The following is a 20953-nucleotide window of genomic DNA, read 5'->3' as shown; positions in this document are numbered from 1 at the left end:
GGGAAAAACATCAACGTCTTTCCCTCCCCAATCGTGAAGCCTTAAGGTGTATGACAATGCGGGACGATGATGAGGTGAGGTGTCCAGATGGATGGCTTCTGGTAGCAGCGGATCACCCCACGTTGGGACGGCTGTACTGGCGGTACTGTGATGAGAGCGACGTCAACGCAGCAGACTTCTACGGTATCACCGACAACATTCGACTCGCCTCCTGGATAAAAGCTGGTTGGCGTGATAAAGACGTCTGGGCTGATGACTACAGTGACATGAGCTCATTCGTTGCACGAAGATTCATACAAGAGCTTTTGAACCCTGATCGCTACGACACCAACTATTTCGAACTTTTCAACTGGGATGATGAGTCTGAGGATCTTGAGCTTCATGGCGATTTACACGATTTTCAACGACGAAGTGGTCAGTCCGTTGAGTTCTTCGTGCATTGGCTAAGGGCCACCAACTGGTTCGACATCCCGGCACCTGGCTGCAACACCCTCCCGTAAAAAATCGCGCCAAGCGCGGATCTGCTGGAAGATGAATTTGAGCATCGTGGAGCAACCGCCATGGGTGATAACGCTTTCTTGCCTAAAGCCACTGACAGGCGACGTTGCAACAATCCTCACCTGACGGTTTTTGCCACTGGTGCGGCCGCTGCGCGGAAAGGGCTACGGGTGTATGACTGCCCTTACCAACACCCCGCTATGCGTGCGTCATGGCTAAAGGGCTTTGCCCAGGCACAGCAGCTTTCGCTGGACCTATAGCCGCATAATGCCCTCCCCCACGCACTGACCATTTCCTATTGAAGCCCTACCCGCCTGACGCAACAGTCCCGCTCTGATTATCTGAGAGGGACACACCGTGAAGCTATTGATCATCGAGGCACCTGGTAAGCTGAAAAAGCTCCAGCCAATGATGAAGAAGCTACGCCCAGGGGAAGACTGGCAGGTGGTTGCCAGTGGTGGGCACATCCGCGACCTGCCGGCCAAAGGTCAGGACGACAGCATGATCACCACCGGAGTACGTAAAAACTACACGCCGGTGTACGAGATCCTGGATAAGAGCGCCAGGGCCGTCAAAACGATCAAGGCCGCAGCGAAACAGGCCAGTGAAATTTACCTCGCAACCGACCCTGATCGTGAAGGTGAAAGCATCAGCTGGCACATCCAGCAGGTACTGGCGGTCAAATCCTACAAACGCATCACCTTCAATGAAATCACCCTCAAGCGTGTCGCAGAGGCTCTAGCCAACCCTCGTCAAATCGATTTGAACAGGGTTGCCTCACAGGAGTGCCGGCGTGTTTTGGATCGCTTGGTGGGCTACCTGGTGACCCAAGAGTTGCGGCGCCTGATGGGCAAGCCTACTTCCGCTGGCCGCGTTCAATCACCCGCCGTGTTTCTCGTGGTCTTGCGCGAACGCGAGATCCGCAACTTTCAGGTGATCAATCACTTTGGCGTGCGTCTGTTCTTTGCCGATGTAAGTCGGGGCACCACTTGGTATGCCGAGTGGCAACCGGTACCGGATTTCGCAAGCAAGGACTTCCCCTATGTTCAGGATAGCAACCTGGCTCAACACGTCGCCGGCACTCGAAATGTGGTCGTGGAGTCCTGCGAGGATCGCAAGGCCGAGCGTCATCCTCCCGCACCATTCATCTCGTCGACCCTTCAACAAGCTGCCAGCAACGCCTTGAAATGGGATCCGGACAAGACCATGCAGGTGGCCCAGCGCTTGTACGAGCAAGGCGTGATCACTTATCACCGAACTGACAACCCAAACGTCCCAGATGAAGCCATGGTGGATATTCGAACGGTGGCCAACGCTCTTGGATTGAAAGCCGTAGATGACCGGCGCACGTTCAAAGCGGCCGAAGGCGCCCAGGAAGGCCACCCTGCCATCACACCCACCTATTGGTCCGAAAGATCCGCCGGCGAAAACGATGACGAACTGGCCCTGTACAAGCTTATCTGGGTTCGGGCATTGGCCAGCCAGCTCGAGGCGGCTGTCTTTGATGTTCGCACGGTGAAAATGCTCGCAGTTGGACCTAATGGTAAGGCGCTGAGATTTGGTGCGACAGGTGAAACGCTTTTTCATCCAGGTTGGCGGAAACTGCTCGGGGGCGATGACACTGACGATGATGAGGACACGAAGACTGACAACCCTGTTCCAGCACTAACCCCAAAACAGATTCTTTCGGTCCACAGCGGCGAACTGCTGAAGAAGAAAACACAACCACCGTCACGCTACACCAAGGCCAGCCTGATCAAAGAAATGGAACGTCGAGGGATCGGTCGACCCGGTACGTTTGCCTCGATCTTGAAGAACATCACCAGCAAAGGACTGATCGAGGAAAAGAGCCGCAAACTGGTACCGGCGCCTCTGGGGGAGGAAACGATCGCGAAGCTCGAAGGGTTCTTCAGTTTCGTGGAGCTGGATTTTACGCGGGAATTGGAGCGCGACCTGGACAAAATCGCCCAGGGCCAAGACACCTACGGCGCCGTCGTTGCACGTCTGCATAAGCGCCTGGAAGAGGAACTGTCTCAGCAACGTGGTATGCCAAGTGTGCCAATGGCGTCAGCTCCACGCCCAGCCACAGCCGGTGGCGCTTTCAACTGTCCCAAATGCAATCAGCCTCTCGCAAGGCGTCAGAAAAAAGGGGACGGCGGCTATGACTTCTGGGGCTGCACCGGGTACAGGTCCAACGGCTGCAAAGTCAGCTTTCCCTCACTGAATGGCAAACCAGACTTCGATAAACCCAGAGGGGTTTAACTCTTACTACCGAGAGCATAATTCACTACTAACGGTGTTATGCATTAACGCTGGAACCTACCTCTTCCGTACCTGACATTCCTCTGCGAATAGCGGAGGAGGTCACGGGTGAGCGAACAGAAAAGACAATCGGTGTTGGGACTGCGCATCTTAGCGCCGAAGCTGGAAAAGTTCTCAGATCGCCAGATTGAAGTGGCCCAGACTTGGGCTTTGCATTTTCAGATCTCACCTTCCCTCCTGACCTCGTTCATCGAGCACTACCTCAACTCTAATGTCCACTCCCGCTGCTGGTGTGTGGCATGGGGCAGTACCAATGCTCAAACGCGCCAGGTTCTGGCCAGGATCGGCAACCAGCTTCAGTACTTCGACGGCCAGCAATTAATGGCCTGCAAGATCGTAACTAAAGATCGCGTACATAAAAAAAAGCCGTCCGTCCAGGTAGCCCAGCAGCTGCTGCTGAGATTTAAGGGGCGTTGGTTTGCTGATGTGCTTCTGACGTCGTTTTGCAAGTCTGCACGAGCGGCAGCAGTTGCGCTCGCGGTTGAGGATCTGGGTAGTTTTATTCGCAAAGGCTCGGATGCGTCGGTAAGCAACAATCGTTACTTCAACCCGCGCACGCAGTTTTACTTGAAACAGATCGGCAGCACGCTGAAGCAGTATTGCCAGTGCCTGGACCAGGAACTTCTATTCGCTATTCGTTCAGCGCAGTGCCCTTCCCCAAAGCTCTATAACTGGCTGGCTCAAGGGGACCGCGTACGTCGACTACAAGCCCTCAAGGTTCAACCGGTGCTAATCCCTCTCTTAGTTTTGGCCAACCAATGGCCTTGGCCATGGGACGAAGAGCAAAAGATTTTCCTGGAAAGCCCATGGGATGAACTTCAAGAGTTTCGACCTATCTTGCGCGACGACGACTACTGCGTGGAATCCAGGGAATGCCTAGTGGGCCGTATCACGGACGCTGGCCTCCCCCTGAACGACATCTTGGCATGGCTCTTACAAGCTCCAAGAACATCAGTTCGGTACTTGGGCCAACAACGCGTTTTTGATACCGGCAGCGCATTGACGCGAATAAGCCGTGAAGGTCCGGATACTCCGTGGCATCGATTGCTGCTTGGAGCAGCAATGGTCAACCGCCGCCCTTCGACTAAGACGCACTGGAAAACCTTTTTTGCATTGCTGGATAAGATTCCCTATCAACTTTTGGAGCAGACAAAAGACTGGAGCAGGTTGTTCTCAGGATGTCCGACAGAGTGGTCCAACCCTGATTGGCTTCAAATTGCTGATAGGCTGCAAGATCTGAATGATGTTTTTAATAGCGTTGATGAAAGCGACGGACCCGACGCCCGTGACGCACTGCAAAAACTCAAAAGCTTCATAGGTACTGCTACCTATCACCAGATCGCCAACTTAGTGGATGGCTTTCACCTGGCACTGATAGACATACGTGAAGCTCTTGATGCCGCAGATCCCCAAACAAAAGCGGACTCTTCAACGCCCTGGAGGACGCTGCTTAATTCGAACGACACACTTCTCGTAAGCCCGAATGGGCTGCAAATTGTCGAGCTGAAATGCCCAGCGGACCTTGATGCAGAACATCGAGCGCTAGGCCATTGCATTGATGGTTACGACTACAGCGCTTATCGAGGCAACTGCCGTCTTTTTTCAGTACGCGAAAACGGACAATCATTGGCCTCTGCCGAAATCCAAATGGATGAGAGTGCCTGGGGCAAGACACCGGCAAAATTGACTTCTAAACACTTGGTCACGATACAGCTGAGAGGGCTCCGCAATCGCACACCTAGGTCGGGCTCAAGGGTTGACCGGGCTTACCAATGGTTTTGGGCAAAGATCAAATCAGGTGAGCTCGAGGTCAACCTGGAATGGCCCGACCACACACTATCCATGCCCCGCTATACAAATCGAAACCGGAAAAAGCTGCACGCTCAAGCGTGCACAGAATGGATCAACCAGCGTTTGAGTAAAACATGAGCCGTCCGCGCCTTTTGAATAGTCGGCCCCATCTGGTCGAGAAGGTTATTTTCGACGGTTATGACTTCGGGATTCTGCTGCAGTACGTCGAGGGGGCCAACCGCCTGTTTCTTGAGCGTGATGGGTTCTACATACGCCGTGCGGAGCATCCTCAACATCGCTACTGGCGAATGCCCAAGGGTAAATTGCTGGATGACCTGGATCTGCTCTTCCATCGTCTGATGGAGTTGACGGAAGGCCGTTTCAACGAGAGCTGGCAGACCTTCTCTGCAAAGCTTGCAGCAGCACAACAATCACCAGACCGGCAAGCATTCACCTGGGGTCTAACGTTTCGAATTGCTCCACTGGCTCAGGGCGGCATTCTGCTGTCGGGCGACTATCACCCTGGAGCCGTCGCGGTATCTCGACGTATGCACGGCGTGTTCCTTGGCCAGTCGAAGTCTTGGCGCATTGATTCGACCGCCGAACTGGTGCGTTCCAACCTCATTCTTGAGTTGGGGCTTTCTGAAGATCAGTTTGAGATCCTGGACACCGTGCAGGAGCTGCTGACCGACGGATCCATTGTTCCGGCCGATGAAGTCACCCGCATCAGCCTCGGAGGTCCGCCGCAAGAGCGCGCAGCCCCAATCGGAAATGAAGAGGTCTCAACAGACGTTTACCTTGCCGCTGTGCCATCCATCGAGCGGACCGAGTTCACTAGCGAGCAAATCGACCAGGCGTTGACGGGGCATTCATTGCTGGACCATCAACCGGCAGGCATCCGGCATCTGCTGCAACGGACTAGCGCTTTACTTGCAGATGATATGGGCCTTGGGAAAACGCGCCAGGCCATCATCGCTGCCGCAATTCGAGCGGGAGACAGCCCCATCCTCGTCATCACCTTGTCGACTCTGATCATCAACTGGCAACGTGAAATCCAGATGGTGTATCCCGAAGCCAGAATAGGCCAGCAGGTCTTCGATCCCTCGTTGCAGTGGACCATCATTAACTACGAGCGCTTGGGCGACTATGTCCTGCAGGCCGGCCATTTTGAAGTGATGATCATCGATGAGGCTCACCGCCTGAAAGAGCCCACCGCAGCGTGGACACGCCATGGCTTCGACATTGCCGCCAAGGTGCCCAATCGCTATTTGTTGACTGGTACACCCGTCCTGAATCGAGAGTCAGAACTTCACACGCTATTGCGGCTTTCCGGCCATCCCGTTGGGAAGCTGTCACTCAAAGAGTTCTGCGAACAGTTCGCCGGCAGCCCAGAGTTTCGCAAGAACCTTCGAGAGGCGATTGGCGACTGGATGCTTAGGCGCCGCAAAGACGTGCTCACGGAGCTCAAGGGTAAGCAACGGCAGACTTTGCCGGTGGAGCTTTCAGTCGAGGAACGTCGTGAATACGACCGTATACGCCTTGAAGACAGACCAAGTCTTGCCAGGCTAGGATCGCTGCGCCAGTTGCTGGAGCAGGTGAAGGTTCGGGTCGTTATGGAGCTGCTGTGCGAACTGGATGTGGAAGACAAAGTCATCTTGTTCTGTGAGTTCAAGGACACAGTCAGCACGCTGCGTGCTCAGTGCGAGCAAGCCGGATACAGTTGCGTCACGGTGGTAGGGAGTGACTCCGTCGGCAAACGCCAAAAAGCGATCGATCGTTTTCAAAGCGATACTGACACCCGAGTGTTCGCAGCAACCACCTCTGCCGCCGGTACCGGAAATAACTTGACTGCTGCCAATTATGTGATGTTTCTGGGGTTGCCCTGGACGCCTGGATTACTGGATCAGGCTGAGGATAGAGCCTACCGGAATGGGCAGCTACGCATGGTTGTGGTGAAAATCCCGCTGGTGGAGAACACCATTGATCAGATGCTCTGGCAAATGCTGCTTGATAAACGCCAACTGGCGAGTGACCTAATCGAGCCCGATGCAGCGGCCAAAACTAGATCCGAACTGCTGACTTACTTGTAAGCAATTCAGTAGGCTTTCTCCAAGACTGAATATCACAATGTTATTGGCAGACAGCTTGGTTTAGCGCTCGCATAAAAACCCTAAGACTCAGTTCTCTATTTCCTGCTGCGTCGTCAATGACTGGCTGTCACTGTGCCTCCATCATCAAAGGGGGCCTTTCGGCACATGATCAGGCACTTCACCACACTCTCCCTGCTCGCACTCGTTGCCAGCTGCGCAACCCATACGCCACAGACGCCTAAACCGGCGTTTGATAGCAGCCGTAACCCGGACATGTTGACGCCGGACCTCTACCCCAGCGGCGCCGTGCCTGAAAAAGAGCCCGTCGTGCGCTACGGCCGTTACACCCTGGTCAGTACCTTGCCTGACTCGGGTCAGCGTGACCTGATGGCTCAGATCATTGACATCAGCATTCCTGCCAACATGCACCCCAATGTACGCGATGCTATGCAGTACGTCGTGGACCGTTCCGGATACACGCTGTGCTCGCCCGACACCGGTCACGTCAACATCCTTTACACGCGTCCACTCCCCGCGGCCCAGTACAAGCTTGGACCCATGACACTGCGCAATACGCTGCAAGTACTCGCTGGTCCGGCCTGGCAGGTGAAGGTGGACGAAGTGAATCGCCAGGTTTGCTACGTGCTGCGACCTGGTTACCAGCTCCCGGAAACATCGCGCACTGCTCCAACCCAAGTGGCAGCCATCTCCGTACCTTCCACTCCATCGACTGCAGCTACTCCGAAAAACACTACCATCGGCGAAACGCCCAGCACCGTTGTGGTCGCCACCGTACCCTCACCGGCGCCGATCAAAACTGCTACTGCAGCACCTGCAACTGCAACCCCAGTATCTACCCCAGCAGTGCCCGCCAAGGATGGCCCTATTACGACCTTATCCGGGAAAACCACATCGAGCCCGGCAGTCGCCTCGCCGCTTAACGCTTCCACCACTCAGCCTGCAAGCATTGAGAAGTTTGGAAACGTTGCCCCAAGTACCTCAGTCGCGTCAAAGCCTGCTCTCGCGGTGGTAACCGCTCCAAAGCCGCTGGCCCAGATATGGACGGCGACCACTGGCTCAACACTTCGGCAAACCGTGGAAGCCTGGGCAGCAAGGGCTAAGTGGACGCTTATCTGGAAGGTCGACGACTTGGATTACCCGATTGATGCACCGCTTCGATTCGAAGGCAGCTTTGAGGATGCTATCAAAGAGATCTTTCCGCTGTACGACTCAGCCCCACGGTCATTCATCGTAGACGGCAGCCCGGCACCACAGCAGGTGGTTTACATCGCAGAGAGGAAAAAATGATGACTGTACGCCTCTGGATTCGAGGCACAGCCTCATTACTGGTCATGGCTCTGATCAGCGCCTGCTCGCTGCAGCGCGTGAATGAGTCGGCCAGCCGTGCCGAAAACGACGCAGCGACCGCCTCCCAATACAGCCGTTTCTTGCGCAATCAGCAACAAGAGCCGGCACGCGAAACCGTCGTTTTCAGCGACAAGCCATGGGTCTCAAAACAACCCCTGGTCGCCAAGCGCGGTTTGCCGCTGGCCATGGATTGCGACATTACTTATCGCCCTTCTTACAACGTTGGGATCGCAGAGGTCGCGAACTACATCACCAGCGAGTGTGGCGTTCCAGTCATCGTGGCTCCAGATGCGATCGATCCAAGCGTCCTGTCCATTCGCAATCAAGGTAACGCAGGATCTAATTCGCCACCGGTAATTGCTCCGCCGGATAACCTGTCCAGTTTCATGCCAGCCGGTGTCATCGGCACCATGCCGAGCAACGCCCGATCTTCGGGTATGGATGGGTTCTATGCACCGCGTACATTCCCAATTAAGTACAGCGGCAAGCTTTCTGGTTTGTTGAATCAGGTGACCGCTCAACAGGGCCTGGCATGGAACTATTTATCCGATGATCGCAGCGTGCACGTCACCTACTTCGATACCAAAACGTTCGATGTCTGGGCCTTTGGTGATGACCAGGTGATTGAAAGCACTGTCAAATCCGGTTTGCTGACATCCACGGGCAGCGGGAGCTCCGGAGGGGGTGGCGGATCTTCATCATCAGGTGCGTCGGGGGAGTCTGGCAGCAACCAGAGCACCACCGTCTCAATCAAAACATCACTGATCGGGGACATTGAAAAAAACGTCCAAGCGATGCTAAGCCAGCAGCCCCAGGGTCGTATGTTCCTTTCTCGGTCCACTGGGACCTTGACGGTAAGCGATCGCCCAGAGGTACTTTCCAACGTCTCGAAGTACTTGACCTCCCTCAACCGCAGTATTACCCGCCAGGTGCTGTTCAATGTCAAAGTCTTTGAAGTAACCCTCACCGACAAGGATCAAACAGGCCTAGATTGGTCTGCGGTTTACACTAATCTGAGCAGCAAGTGGGGCTTTTCCCTAAAAAATGCCACAACTGGAATTACCACTAATGCGGTCTCCAGCTCGTTCAATGTTTTAGATACCTCCAAGTCACCTTGGGCTGGCTCGAATCTGATCATTAAAGCGCTATCAGAACAGTATCGAGTTTCAAACGTCCGATCTCCCTCGATCACAACTTTGAACTTACAGCCTGCACCTATCCAAGTCGGTAACGTGCAAAGCTATATTGCCTCCAGCTCTACTACCACAACGGCCTCGGTCGGATCGTCCACATCACTGACTCCCGCAACGATCACCAGCGGGTTCAACATGATGTTGCTTCCTCGCATTATCGACCAGGACAACCTGCTGCTGATGGTCACTTTGAGCATGAGCAGCAAACCTACCTTCACCCCGTTCACCAGCAACGGCTCCAGCGTTCAGACAGTCGATTACGACACCAGGAACCTGTCTCCCAAAGTCAAATTGCGCAGCGGCCAAACGTTGGTTCTGACCGGCTTTGAGGAGAACAGCGAAAACGCGACCAAATCCGGTGTCGGTGATCCTGGATTCTTCGGCCTGGGCGGTAGTCGCATCCGCAGCACGGATCACAACGTGCTGGTCGTGCTGATTACCCCTGTTGTTGATAGCGACACTGGAAGCCCTAGCGCCCTGAGTTTTCCTGCCGCCAATGATCCGTGGGGCTCTTGCCCCAGCCCTTTGCTGCGTTGCAGCGCATTCAAGGGTTAAGCCATGGTCGCGGAAATCGCAAAAAGCACACGCTCAGCACGGGTCCAGGTCCTGCAGCACAGAGGAAAATCGTTCGTCACAGGCCTACGCTGGCATCCATTGGGCAGCGTCACCGGCCACATGAAAGAAGCACGGCAGTACGGCCGTGAACACCAGTTAGATATCGTCGCCATTCGCAGGACACCGGCCATCATCCAGGCCGGTTTCGTTGCGCGCAGTGACGAAGTCACAAAAGGCATGTACTCCCTCGCAGCGACGCTCGCTGGTCAATTGGGAGACTCGTGGATTGCGGCCTGGAGAACGGACGCTGACCTCGACCAATACGCCCTTGTCGCTGTGTATCAAGGAGGTGTGATTTCTGGATGCGACATGATCGGCACCGGTGCCGAGGTTCGTCGTAGAGTCGTTCAGCAACGCAGTCGCGGCATCAACTTCGACCAAGAGTACCTGCCCACAGAGTTTGAAATGGGTGGTCAACCACTGGACGTGGAAGAGCTACTGCAACCCTCGCACCTGAAACGCGAATACCGGCTTCGACCACTTGTCTTTGGGCTGTCCAAAGCAGAGTTGGTGCAACTGACGATTGTTGGTGCGCTGATCGCTGCCGGCATCATCGCTTGGGTTCAATGGCAGAGTCATCAGGACCGGATTGCCAAAGAAGCAGCTTTCCAGGCCGAACAACTTCGCCTGGCAGAGTTAGCCAGGCTGCAGCAAGAGTCTGGCGTCGAACAGCTGCCCCAGGCGTTGGAGCACCCTTGGGCTAAACGCCCTTCTGTCGACAATTTTCTGGAGCAATGCAGCCGCGTTATTTATCAACTGCCGCTTTCTATTGCGGGATGGGAATTCACAGACGCGCTTTGCAACGGCGCCCAGGTGGTTTCCTCATACAAGCGTTCCGGCAACAGCACAGCTGACAACCTCATCAAAGCAACCCAGGGACATTTCCCAGGCGGGCCAGCCTTTGACGAAAGCAAATCTCTGGCGCTCCTAAAAATCGACATATCGCTACCTGCTGCTGGTGACGAACCTCTCAAGGCGACTGATGACATGTTGGCGAACTTGTCATCGTGGCTACACAACTTTTCGCAAGAACCCACATTTAAGGAAATCCCTGTGGTGGTTCCAGTAAAGCCCGCAGTGCCAGGCCAACCTGCGCCACCTCCACCGCCACCTCCTCAGTGGAGACAGTTTGAGGTGCGTTATGAGACTGGAATAACGCCGCTGGACGCTCTCACGGGTGCACCCGCTCAAGGCCTACGGTTGAGCGAAATAAAGACCAAATATGAGACTGGCCACCTTCGTTGGACAGTGACAGGTGACCTCTATGCGAAATAAAACTGTGCGTTTTCTCTGTTCGGCAATTGCTATCGCTCCATCACTGGGCTGGACGGCAGAAGCCAATCTCTCAGGCATCAATGTCGGGGAGCTGGCTACCGTTCAGAGTCAGACAATTCTATTTAAAGCCCAAGCTGAGAGAGCAGCAGCTGAGCGGTCAATCAATGGCGAAGACAACCATTCAACCGCTCAGTCTCCAGCCTCATTCGTCCCTCAAGGCCTCCTCCCCCCCCCTATTACCGCCACACGCGCTACCGATACCCAGCAAGAACTGCCTGTCGTTAAAGCCATATTCGGCTCCGCAAGGCGGCTGCGTGCCACTTTGCTCTACAGCAGCGGATTTGAAGTGGACGCTGACGCCTCGTCGCGGGAACTCCCAGGAGGCTACCGCGTGGCGAACCTCACCCTGGATAGCGTGACACTTGAACGTGATGGCAAGCGCTTCCCGCTCGGGTTTTCCAATATTCCACCGGGAAGCGCCTCCAGTAGTAGCAACCCGGTCTCCAGTAGTATCCCGTCAGCCAGCACGCTGCCCGGGTTTATCCAAGGACAGCGGTGAGGGTACGAGCCAATGACGACTTTGACTGAAATACATACTGAAGCGGAACCAGTTCTCGATGAAGCCGCTGCCGCGCTGCTGAATTCACACCAGCAATTGCTCACCGCGCCTGGCGGAGCTTTCGAGCTTAGACCGGAGTTACGTCAGCTTTGCGCATTGACCAGCGATGGAATTCTGTATGTGTCCGCCCAGCACCAAACGGATGCCTATGTCATGGCATTCGAGGATGAGTTAGAACACAAGAATCATCAGTTTGAAGTCAAGATCTGCCCGATGAGCACGATCAAGGCGCTCTACCAGGCGAATGACGACGCCAATGGCAGAGCCCTCTCGACAACCGAAACCAAACGCCAGGCGCAGGTGGTGCAGCTGCTAGGCAAAGCCCATCGGGATAATGCCAGCGATGTTCACTTTGTGGTGGGTCAGGACATCACCAGGATCTTCTTTCGCATCCACGGGCTGTTGTGGGAGGCAGAGCAGCATCAAAGTCAGGTGGGCCTTGAGCTCTGCTCATCCCTCTACAACAGCATGTGTGATGTTGCAAAAGACCACTACCAGCCACAAGTCAGCCAGGACGCACGTATAAAACGATCCTATGTGGATCAACTTGGTCTGTTCGGTGCTCGGGTTGCGACCAGGCCGCTCGTAGAGGGTCCTTTGATGGTTCTGCGTCTGCTGTATGACGACAAAACCAAGATGACCCTTGAGGCCCTCGGTTTTCTCCCTGAGCAAATTGAGGCGTTCAGCCGTATCCGCAGTCTTCCTTATGGCGTGAACTTGGTCACCGGTCCCACAGGATCCGGCAAATCTAAGACTCAGCAGGTCAACTTGAACCTGCTCTATGAAGAGTGTGGTGGCACAAAACACATTTTGACCCTGGAAGATCCACCTGAATATCCAATCATGGCCAACCAGTCCCCGTTGGGCTCAGGGGAGACCTGGAGTGATGGCATCACCAATACGATGCGACTCGATCCGGATGTCTTGGTGTATGGGGAGATCAGAGACCTGGCCTCGGCCCAAGCGGCTTATCGTGGCGGTATGACCGGGCACCTGGTGTCTTCCACTTTGCACACCAATAACTCAGTGGCAGGGCTTCAGCGGCTAATCGACATGGGGGTAGACCGCTACCTTGTGACAGATCCCGCGCTGACGACCAGCATCGTCAATCAATCCTTGCTTCCCGTGCTGTGCCCTCACTGTCGTGTACCTGCCGCTGCTCATCTGGACCAGCTCAACGGTGCATTGGCGCAACGCCTCCACATCCTGGATGCGGTCGATCTGACCTATCTCAAAGGCCCTGGATGCCCACACTGCAAAGGTTTGGGCGTCATTGATCGTACGGTAGCCGCAGAAGCGCTCATCACAGACCTCAATTTCATGCACGTTTTCAATAAAAAAGGGGCCAGTGCAGCACGTCGTTACTGGGTGAAGGAAATGGGCGGCATCACCAAAACTGCCCACACAATCTTCAAGATCAAACAAGGTTTGGTAGATCCACGTCATGCAGAAATGATGGTGGGGCCCTTGGACTTTGACCGGCAAACCCTGGAGCTCGCTCATGATGAGTGACGTCAGAGCGATGCTGAACCGCTGGGCAGAAACCTTCTACGCCAAACAGTTCGGTAAGAACGAGCGAATCCAATTCTATGAAAGCCTTATGGGCATCCATGGGGATGGCGTTTCACTTGAAGATGCCCTGAATACTGTTGCGCGAGCATTCAGTGATAACGGCCAAAAACGGCATCCCGTATCGATTGCCTGTCGTGAAATCGCGCAATCGGTCAAAGGAGGAAAGTCGTTCAGCGTGTCATGCGAAGGCTGGGTGCCTTATGACGAAAACTCTTTAATCGCTTCTGGTGAGGAGACCGGCAACCTGGTGCAGGCCTTTCGAGACTGCGTGAGGATTATTGAAATACGCCAGAGGATCGGCAAGCTGGTGGCCTCAGCCACGGTTTACCCTTCGGTGGTATGGAGCGTTATGGCAGCACTGCTGTATGTGATCGCCGCGTGGATGGTGCCCTCCATGACACGTCGGTCTAACCCCGAAGCTTGGACGGGTGTACCGGCGTTTCTCTACGCCCTATCGAATTTCGTGACCCACTACGGACTGGTGACCCTGATCGCGGTCGTCATCTTCATCCTGGTATCGATCTTCACCCTGCCGGTTTTTTGCGGACTTCAGATCACGGCCGCCAGCCCGTCATGGAAGCTACAGTTGAACAAATTGCTCCAGGTCCTGAGAGTTCGGGCAGAGCGCCTTCCCCCTTGGTCGGTCTACAAGGCGCTTCACGGCTCCATCTTTTTGCTCAACATGGCCGTAATGTTGCGCTCAGGCATCAACCAGCTCGACGCATTGAAGTCGCTGCAGCGCAACGCATCTCCGTGGCTCAAGGAACGGTTGAGCGCCATTCATTACGGCGTCAGTGCCGGCAAGAACTTCGGTACCGCCTTAAAACTCGCGGGCCATGAATTTCCAGACCCCATGGCCATGCATTTTCTTGAAGTGCTCGCCACCCGCAAAGGCTTCGCCGAGTCGATGGAAAGGTTTTCCAACCGTTGGCTGGAGCAAACGCTCCAGCGTGTCGAGGCCATCGCGAAATCGCTTATTGGGGTGTCCTCGATGGCCATGGGAATCATGATGATTCTGGTGGTGATCGGCATCTTCCAGTTGGCCGGCAATGTGACAGAAACGCTTAAATAAACCCAAATGAGGTCGTAAAGATGAGAACAAATACCCGCCAAAACCAACGCGGATTTCTTTCCCTGGACGGGATGTTCTGGCTGATGCTGATCGCCGTGGCACTCGGTTTTATCGTGTTCATGGGGTACAGAACGTTCGGCAGCTCGGACGTCACCATTGAACAGAGCAACCTGGGAACCTTGCTGAGCAATACCAAAAGGCTGAAAAGCACAACCGGGTACGCAACAGCCGGTACCAACCTGGCCCCGTCCTTGATCAACCTGGAGGCCACGGGTGGTATGAGCATTAATGGCAACGCCTTATCCAACCGTTGGAACGGAGCCGTTACTGTGACCAGTAATGGTATGACCTTCACCATCACCGAATCCAACCTTCCAAAGAATGCCTGCATCACGCTGGCTTCCAACATGGCCAAGGACAAACAGACCACGACGGCGATCAACGGTGGTACTGCCATTGCCGGCGAAATCACAGCGGTAGCCGCTGCGACCAGTTGCTCATCGGATGCCAATACCATCGCCTGGACTTCATACTAAGGAGCGCCGAGTGAGCGTTATCTCCGAAGCTCAGTTCGTCGACCTGTATCTGGGCGATGGTTTTGCGGACGCTAAGGGTCTCCCTGGACAAGCGCGAAGAGTTGAGGCGCCCTTAGAATGGCGGGCTGATCTAGAACGAATCCGTCAACTATGCGCAGAGAAGTACGCCGCGACCCTGGATCCGGAGTTTGCGCTGCTCGAAGATGGCGTTGTCCTTCGAGTCACACAGTTGATAGACGTAAACAGCAAGCCGGTTTTTGTCCTCAGCAAGTCGTCGGTTCAAATTCGTCCGCTGGACATGCTAGGCCTGCCCGATCACATGCAGAATGCTCTGATGAGCGACACGATACGCGGCCTAATCTTCATCTGCGGAGAGATGGGTGCAGGGAAAACCTCAAGTGCTGCATCCCTTGTTAAAGCCCGCCTTGAGGCTTGGGGCGGCATCTGCCTGGCGGTAGAGGATCCACCCGAACCATTTCTACATGGTAGGCATGGAGAAGGTCGGTGCATACAAGTTCCTGTTTCCAGGCGTATGGGGGGCTACGAAGAAGCCTTAGTCCTTGCTCTGCGAACGAGGGCGGACTTTCTGTTTGTGGGTGAGGTACGTGATGGGCCAACTGCTGCGCAAGTCATCCAGGCCTCAATCAACGGTCATCTCATTATCTGTACTGGCCATTCCGGCAGCGTCACGCATGGCATTGAACGCTTAGCAGCCCTAGGCCAGCCCTTGTTGAAAAACGCCCGAGAGCTGCTTTCCAAAGGCCTGGTGGCTGTCATTCATCAGTCATTGTCCATGGATAGTGACGGGGGCCGGCGTTTGACGCTTCAAAGCCTGCTCTTTACGGGCGAGGACGGGCCTAGCATCCGCGAAAAAGTCCACTCAGGAAAGATCACCCTGCTCGGCCAAGACATCGCAAACCAATCTTCGCGGAGCCTCTGGAATGACCAGTAAGAATAAACAACAGGGCTTCTTGAGCCTGGATATGGCAATCGGGTTGCTCGTATTTGGTGTCGTGGTGACCTTGGCGATGGTTTGGCAAATCAAACAAATGGATGCCCAGGATTATCGAATTGCGGCCGATCAACAGCGCACTATTTCAGAGGCCCAGGCCAAGTACCTGAAAGACAATTTCAACGTAGTGCTCGCCAACGCGTCGGCGACCGTGCCAGTGCAAATTACGGTGCCGATGCTCATCAACTCTAATTACCTGCCTGCGGGTTTCAGCTCTACCAATGTTTTCGGGCAGACCATCCTAGGCCTTGCCCGTAAACCCAATCCTAATCAGCTGGAAGCGATTGTGGTTACTACGGGCGGACAGACGCTTCCAGAAATGGGTGTGCGTGCCATTGCTGAAAACCTTGGAGGACCTGGTGGTTTTATATCTACAACCAACCCTAACGTCATTCAAGGCATCCGCGGTGGCTGGCAAGTCGCGCTGAGTAATTACTCCATTACACCTGGGCCAGGCCACACTGCCAGTGCACTGTTTCTCATGGACGGCGCCTTGGCCAACGATTACTTATATCGAAATGCTGTGCCAAACCATCCTGAGCTCAACACGATGAATACTGACCTTGGTATGGGCAACCACAACATTAATAACGCAGGGAGCATCTCCGCCTCTGGCAACGTTACGACTGGTGCCGACGTGACAGCTCGCAACGTCACAGCCACCGCGAATGTAAACGCGGCGACCGCGAACGTCACGGGCGAAACCTACACGGGTGGATGGTTCAGAACTCGGGGCGACACTGGCTGGTACAGCGAAAAATGGGGAGGTGGTATCTATCAGAACAGCCCCGATTGGGTCCAGGTGTACAACGACAAAAACTTCTCAACCGGCGGCCAGCTCTGGGGTGGAAAGATCACTTCAACCGGCAAAATAACGGCCTACGATCGTATTGCCACCAACGAATATGTCTCGGTAGGTGGGCTTGCAACCGAAGGTACAGCGTGCAGTGATCGCACACTTATCGCAAAAAGTGCTGTTGGCATAATCTTATCATGTCAAAAAGGTATTTGGACTGCAAACAATGGGTGGGAATTTAAATTAATTCAAGGAAGTTGCCAGGCTCCCTACAAGGGAAGTCTAACTTGCACACTCGGCGATACAAGCTGGAAATCGTGTTCCCTTACCGGCGCACTCGGCGTTGGAGACAGTGAGGTCGGATACATCTTTCGCAATGATAGTGGGTGGTTTCTCAACACATCTCGCCTTACTTGGCCGGGACTCTTTTATTGGAGTTGCTTCAAATAATTCAACATAAACGCTCTGCCATTGAGCGCAATGTACGATAGAGAAGTGTGATGAAGAATAATTTGGAGAATGGTGCTCAATATAGTCGAGATGAGCTGCAAAGCTGGTTCGAGACTAGAAGTAGAATATGCTCCACTCCTTTATGGAGTAAGGCACTGCAAGGAAGAGAGACATTTGAAGTCGGCGCTTACACTTACAGTCTCAAACCTACGGCAAATGATAGGTATCTGCTTACCTACGTAGAAACATCCACGATGATTGCTTCCAAGCTACAATCTCGACGTAAAATTCGATTACGCCGACTTCTTTTGACTATAGGATTACTAGTAGCCGTCTTATCCACCTGCGCATATTTTTTGCTGTAATCGTAGGACACAAGCTTTTCACAGTTGATTCAAGGGGGACCAAACGATGACCTTACAATGGGCTATTCTCATGATACTGGTCATCGTCACCGGTATGTGGGCAGAAGATCGATACCAGACTCAAGCAGTTTCGGAATATGCGACGCTTGATTCACTCAGTAGAAATTTTTTAACTTATCGGTCAGCTGCTGCAGGATTTGCACAGTCCAACCCAGGCTTTAGCGGCATACCCAGCGATTCAGTTCTTAACCTACCGCTTTGGTTTGTCAAACCTTCAGGCGTTTCTTCCTTCATTAATGGTGGCACAGCCTACACCTTTTACAACGACACGGCGCCGGCAGGGATGCCATCGACGCTGGTCGATCTGACTCAGTCGACTACCGTTGGTGTAAATCGCGCGGGAGTGCTTGTCTCCCCGAAAGCGGGAGTGACCGGTATCCCCATTCCATCTGTTGTACCCGACGGTGCCGTCACTGCAGTGAACTGACCAAAGCCCAGGTCAACACTGGCTATGTTGCATATCGCCCAGCCTAACAACATAATGCACGCAACAACGTTTCCACCCCGTTGGCTACTGGCGGTCATCAGTAGCGCCCGGAGATGCGGTTCGCCTCATCTCCATCCCCAAAGCACGCTGAGCTCCGGGAAGGGCGTGCGGATCTGGTTCAAAGCTCTCCCTGTGTCTCCCTGTTCAAGCCAGACACGCAGCCGTCTAACTCGTGAATTGCGAGTTCAAAGGCACATAGAGCTTTGTTGAGGTTCGAAGCACAGTAATCTCAGGGCCACACTGGTGTTGTGGCCCATATTTTTTAAAGCTCACACAAAGGGTAGCCTGATAATCTTGCGAAGGATTATCAGGCTACCCTTTGGTAGCTGCTTTTCCCTGCCGGTGGCCCGCCGGCGAAACGCAGGGCTCCCTTTGTGCGCGGATGCGTGCCTTATGTTTGCTGGCCTCAGCCACGATAATCGGCCAGGTGTAGGAAGTGAGACGTTCAGATCACAGCCCAGGGATCGATGACGCCTTTATCCCACACAGGTGGTATTTTTTTCTGAAAGACGCTTAGTACTACATCCGAGAGTGACTGTTGACCCAGCTACTCTCGGTAGCTTCTCCTGTAAAATTCGATCTGCTTTGACCTCCCCGAAATATCCCTCCCCGCTTGACACATCACTATCCCCCCTTCGATGATATGTACGTGTTTTGCTGACGTCGTCGGCATCATGCCCAGGCAACCAGGATCTTCAAGGTTGCGACACGTCAATCGTGTTGATTCGCCCAAGACCGCTGAGCTTCTGGTAGCGCGGTCGGTCGACAATCGTCGATAGAAGCATCTGATGTTACTCACCTCGCGGGGAATCACTTCCCCGACAGGGCCAGTGCTTTCTCCGCATTTCAACCTGCAGGAGAATCACCATGTCCAAACTCACTTATAACTTCGGTTTTGCACTCGGCGTTGTTGCCCGAGAGTTTTTGCGTGCCATGAAGAAGTCGAACATACGTCCAGCAGATCAGCCACAGGCAAAGTCTCACGTCCAGCTTCCACCACCCTGCATTTCTGACAGCATGGTGCGTGATATGGATCACTTGCCAGCCATGGTCCGTGCCAAAGGTGTTGATCTGAATCTTTGGTACAACGCTAATACTCGTGTGGTCGAAAAGCCGGCACGCAAACCGCGCTCTCGAGGCAAGGCTCAACAGCTGACACCAGCTGTTTGCTAAACCTCTCCTCATTCACCCCAGCAGGGAATCCTCCCGCTGGGGAGGCTTCTCTGAATTTTTCACATGGAGCTTGACAACCAGCAATAGGCTTTTCATGCTGTACCCATGTATAGCTGACGTCGTCAGCAACATGCCCATGTAGTCTGGATCCGAAAGACTACGATGCGGTTTACCGCATTGATCCACTCCTAAGATCGCCATAGCTTCCGGTAGCGCGATCAGTCGACTCAGTCGATGGAAGCACCTTTCCCACCCATGACGGGCCTTTCCCGTCAGGGCAGGCCTCTCAATTTTTGGAGGTCTGATGAAAACCGAACTGGCTCTCTACCAAGCGCTGATTTCGATCAACGTTCCGGAACAGAAAGCAAACGCTGTAATTGATGCTTTGGAGGCTGATATGTTTTCACGTTTGGCCACTAAATCTGACATCGCAGCTCTTCGTACTGACCTGTCAGCTGATTTGAGAACAGAGATATCTCAACTTGAGGTTAAGTTGACTATTCGCATGGGCGTCATGATGTCAGCAACCGCTGGTGTGATGATTGCCGCTATGAAACTCATGCTGCACTAAGCTCCACTGTCTGCTCTACCCACCCTCGCGGGGAATACTTTCCCCCAAGGGCGAAGTGTTTCTCCGCTTTCTGCTATTTCGAAATTGGAGAATCACCATGAGCACTACTCAAACCAACGAAACCAAGTTTTTCGACCTGCACACCACTGGTATTGGTTATCTCAACCGTATTCGTGAAGTGAAACCACGCGGCAAAGGCAAGCCATTCATGGCTGTCACTGTTGCTGCATTACGCGGTTCGTCTGACGACACCGAGTACTCCTACATCGACTGCAATGTCGTCGGCGCCGAAGCTGAAAAGCTGATTCGTCGTAGCCAAGCTGCTGTTGATGCAGGAAAGAAGGTCCTTGTGAGCTTCCGTATCGGTGACATCTGGACCGACTGCTTTATCTATGAAAAGGGCGATAAGAAGGGTCAACCTGGGGCAAGCCTCAAAGGACGTCTTCTTTTTATCGGCTGGATCAAGGTCGATGGCGATACTGTCTACCAAGCCAAACCGAAAGATTCTGCTGAGCCCCTTCCTGCCCAGGATCGTGCTGCTGTAGATGACTCGGATGACAACGGCCAAGGACAGCCAGATCCTGAACAACGTCAATCAGCATGATTGAAATCATGGCGCCCCCTGGGCGCCTTTCAATATTCATATCGAAGGGAACGCCTCCCTTCGGGATTGGTGATTTCCGAACGCTGGAGATAAACCATGATGATGAATCCTCAACGACTGCCGCTGCTGACCGAAATCGGTCTTTTAGCTGCTCAAGCTAGTGTTTACAGCAGGTTGGATAAGCTACTGCCGAGCAACCCGACACTCGATCCCGATGAAGATCCGCGCTACACCCTTACTACTGATCTTTGGTTAGAAGTACTGGATGGGGTGATCACATTGGCAAAGATGGACCATCGAGATGAATTCAATCCCGAAAACAGCCCAATGTTGTCGGAGTTCGGACTTCTCAAGGAATATCGAAGGGCTCGTTGGGAGTTGGAAGATGAGCTTGTGCACCCCGAATACTACTAACCCGCCAGGAAACACTGGCTGACTCTCAAGCTGATTCCAAATCAGCATAAAGACCCATCGGGAAACCATC

The 20953-nt window shown here is 53.9% G+C and carries 19 protein-coding genes; all 19 read left to right on the top strand.

Annotated features, from left to right (window positions below):
* The first annotated feature begins 56 nt into the window (after positions 1-56).
* The 19 genes from ACP7E3_RS11970 (at position 57) to ACP7E3_RS11880 (ending at position 20883) form a co-directional block, all read left to right on the top strand.
* Positions 57-500, top strand: coding sequence for a hypothetical protein (locus ACP7E3_RS11970; RefSeq protein ID WP_056791318.1), 444 nt, complete (start codon positions 57-59; stop codon positions 498-500).
* A 60-nt stretch (positions 501-560) separates the two neighbouring features.
* Positions 561-758 (top strand): CrpP family ICE-associated protein, encoded by a 198-nt coding sequence (locus ACP7E3_RS11965; protein ID WP_073451677.1) that lies wholly within the window; start codon positions 561-563, stop codon positions 756-758.
* Between the two features lie 97 nt (positions 759-855).
* A complete protein-coding gene (gene topA / locus ACP7E3_RS11960; RefSeq protein WP_056791315.1) occupies positions 856-2760 on the top strand; it encodes a type I DNA topoisomerase in 1905 nt (634 codons plus the stop codon).
* 108 nt (positions 2761-2868) lie between these two features.
* Entirely contained in the window at positions 2869-4749 is a 1881-nt protein-coding gene (locus ACP7E3_RS11955) for a hypothetical protein (protein ID WP_056791312.1), read from the top strand.
* Positions 4746-6701 carry a DEAD/DEAH box helicase gene (locus ACP7E3_RS11950; protein ID WP_056791309.1) on the top strand — a complete coding sequence of 652 codons (1956 nt, stop codon included), beginning with the start codon at positions 4746-4748 and terminating at the stop codon, positions 6699-6701. Before ACP7E3_RS11955 ends, ACP7E3_RS11950 begins: the two co-directional genes overlap by 4 nt.
* Before the next feature lie 165 nt (positions 6702-6866).
* The gene (locus ACP7E3_RS11945; RefSeq protein ID WP_056791304.1) at positions 6867-8009 is read left to right on the top strand and encodes a TcpQ domain-containing protein; all 1143 of its coding nucleotides are present in this window, start codon (positions 6867-6869) and stop codon (positions 8007-8009) included.
* A complete protein-coding gene (locus ACP7E3_RS11940) occupies positions 8009-9817 on the top strand; it encodes a PilN family type IVB pilus formation outer membrane protein (RefSeq protein ID WP_056791301.1) in 1809 nt (602 codons plus the stop codon). The genes ACP7E3_RS11945 and ACP7E3_RS11940 overlap by 1 nt, the downstream gene beginning before the upstream one ends.
* A gap of 3 nt (positions 9818-9820) precedes the next feature.
* Positions 9821-11152: a type 4b pilus protein PilO2 gene (pilO2, locus tag ACP7E3_RS11935; RefSeq protein WP_056791298.1), complete on the top strand. Its 1332-nt coding sequence runs from the start codon at positions 9821-9823 to the stop codon at positions 11150-11152.
* Positions 11142-11711, top strand: coding sequence for a type IV pilus biogenesis protein PilP (gene pilP, locus ACP7E3_RS11930; protein WP_073451680.1), 570 nt, complete (start codon positions 11142-11144; stop codon positions 11709-11711). Before pilO2 ends, pilP begins: the two co-directional genes overlap by 11 nt.
* A gap of 12 nt (positions 11712-11723) precedes the next feature.
* Positions 11724-13283 carry a GspE/PulE family protein gene (locus tag ACP7E3_RS11925; RefSeq protein WP_056791293.1) on the top strand — a complete coding sequence of 520 codons (1560 nt, stop codon included), beginning with the start codon at positions 11724-11726 and terminating at the stop codon, positions 13281-13283.
* Complete coding sequence (locus ACP7E3_RS11920) at positions 13273-14415, top strand: type II secretion system F family protein (protein ID WP_056791290.1); 1143 nt, start codon at positions 13273-13275, stop codon at positions 14413-14415. The genes ACP7E3_RS11925 and ACP7E3_RS11920 overlap by 11 nt, the downstream gene beginning before the upstream one ends.
* Positions 14416-14435: 20 nt before the next feature.
* The gene (locus ACP7E3_RS11915; RefSeq protein WP_032905001.1) at positions 14436-14951 is read left to right on the top strand and encodes a type 4 pilus major pilin; all 516 of its coding nucleotides are present in this window, start codon (positions 14436-14438) and stop codon (positions 14949-14951) included.
* A 10-nt stretch (positions 14952-14961) separates the two neighbouring features.
* Entirely contained in the window at positions 14962-15903 is a 942-nt protein-coding gene (locus ACP7E3_RS11910) for an ATPase, T2SS/T4P/T4SS family (protein WP_056791287.1), read from the top strand.
* A complete protein-coding gene (pilV, locus tag ACP7E3_RS11905) occupies positions 15893-17209 on the top strand; it encodes a shufflon system plasmid conjugative transfer pilus tip adhesin PilV (protein WP_426123184.1) in 1317 nt (438 codons plus the stop codon). The genes ACP7E3_RS11910 and pilV overlap by 11 nt, the downstream gene beginning before the upstream one ends.
* Before the next feature lie 411 nt (positions 17210-17620).
* On the top strand, positions 17621-18061 hold the full coding sequence (gene pilM / locus ACP7E3_RS11900) for a type IV pilus biogenesis protein PilM (protein ID WP_073451684.1): 441 nt from the start codon (positions 17621-17623) through the stop codon (positions 18059-18061).
* A 927-nt stretch (positions 18062-18988) separates the two neighbouring features.
* Positions 18989-19294, top strand: coding sequence for a hypothetical protein (locus ACP7E3_RS11895; protein WP_073451686.1), 306 nt, complete (start codon positions 18989-18991; stop codon positions 19292-19294).
* Between the two features lie 304 nt (positions 19295-19598).
* Positions 19599-19865 (top strand): hypothetical protein, encoded by a 267-nt coding sequence (locus tag ACP7E3_RS11890; RefSeq protein WP_056791280.1) that lies wholly within the window; start codon positions 19599-19601, stop codon positions 19863-19865.
* 97 nt (positions 19866-19962) lie between these two features.
* A complete protein-coding gene (locus ACP7E3_RS11885; protein ID WP_056791276.1) occupies positions 19963-20469 on the top strand; it encodes an STY4534 family ICE replication protein in 507 nt (168 codons plus the stop codon).
* Between the two features lie 96 nt (positions 20470-20565).
* The gene (locus tag ACP7E3_RS11880; protein WP_056791271.1) at positions 20566-20883 is read left to right on the top strand and encodes a hypothetical protein; all 318 of its coding nucleotides are present in this window, start codon (positions 20566-20568) and stop codon (positions 20881-20883) included.
* Positions 20884-20953: the final 70 nt, after the last annotated feature.

The organism is Pseudomonas sp. PSPC2-3 (assembly GCF_049898265.1).
In the GTDB taxonomy this organism is placed as follows: Bacteria; Pseudomonadota; Gammaproteobacteria; order Pseudomonadales; family Pseudomonadaceae; genus Aquipseudomonas; species Aquipseudomonas veronii.
The sequence above is the reverse complement of the archived record's forward strand: the minus strand, read 5'-3'. Positions and strand labels throughout refer to the sequence as shown.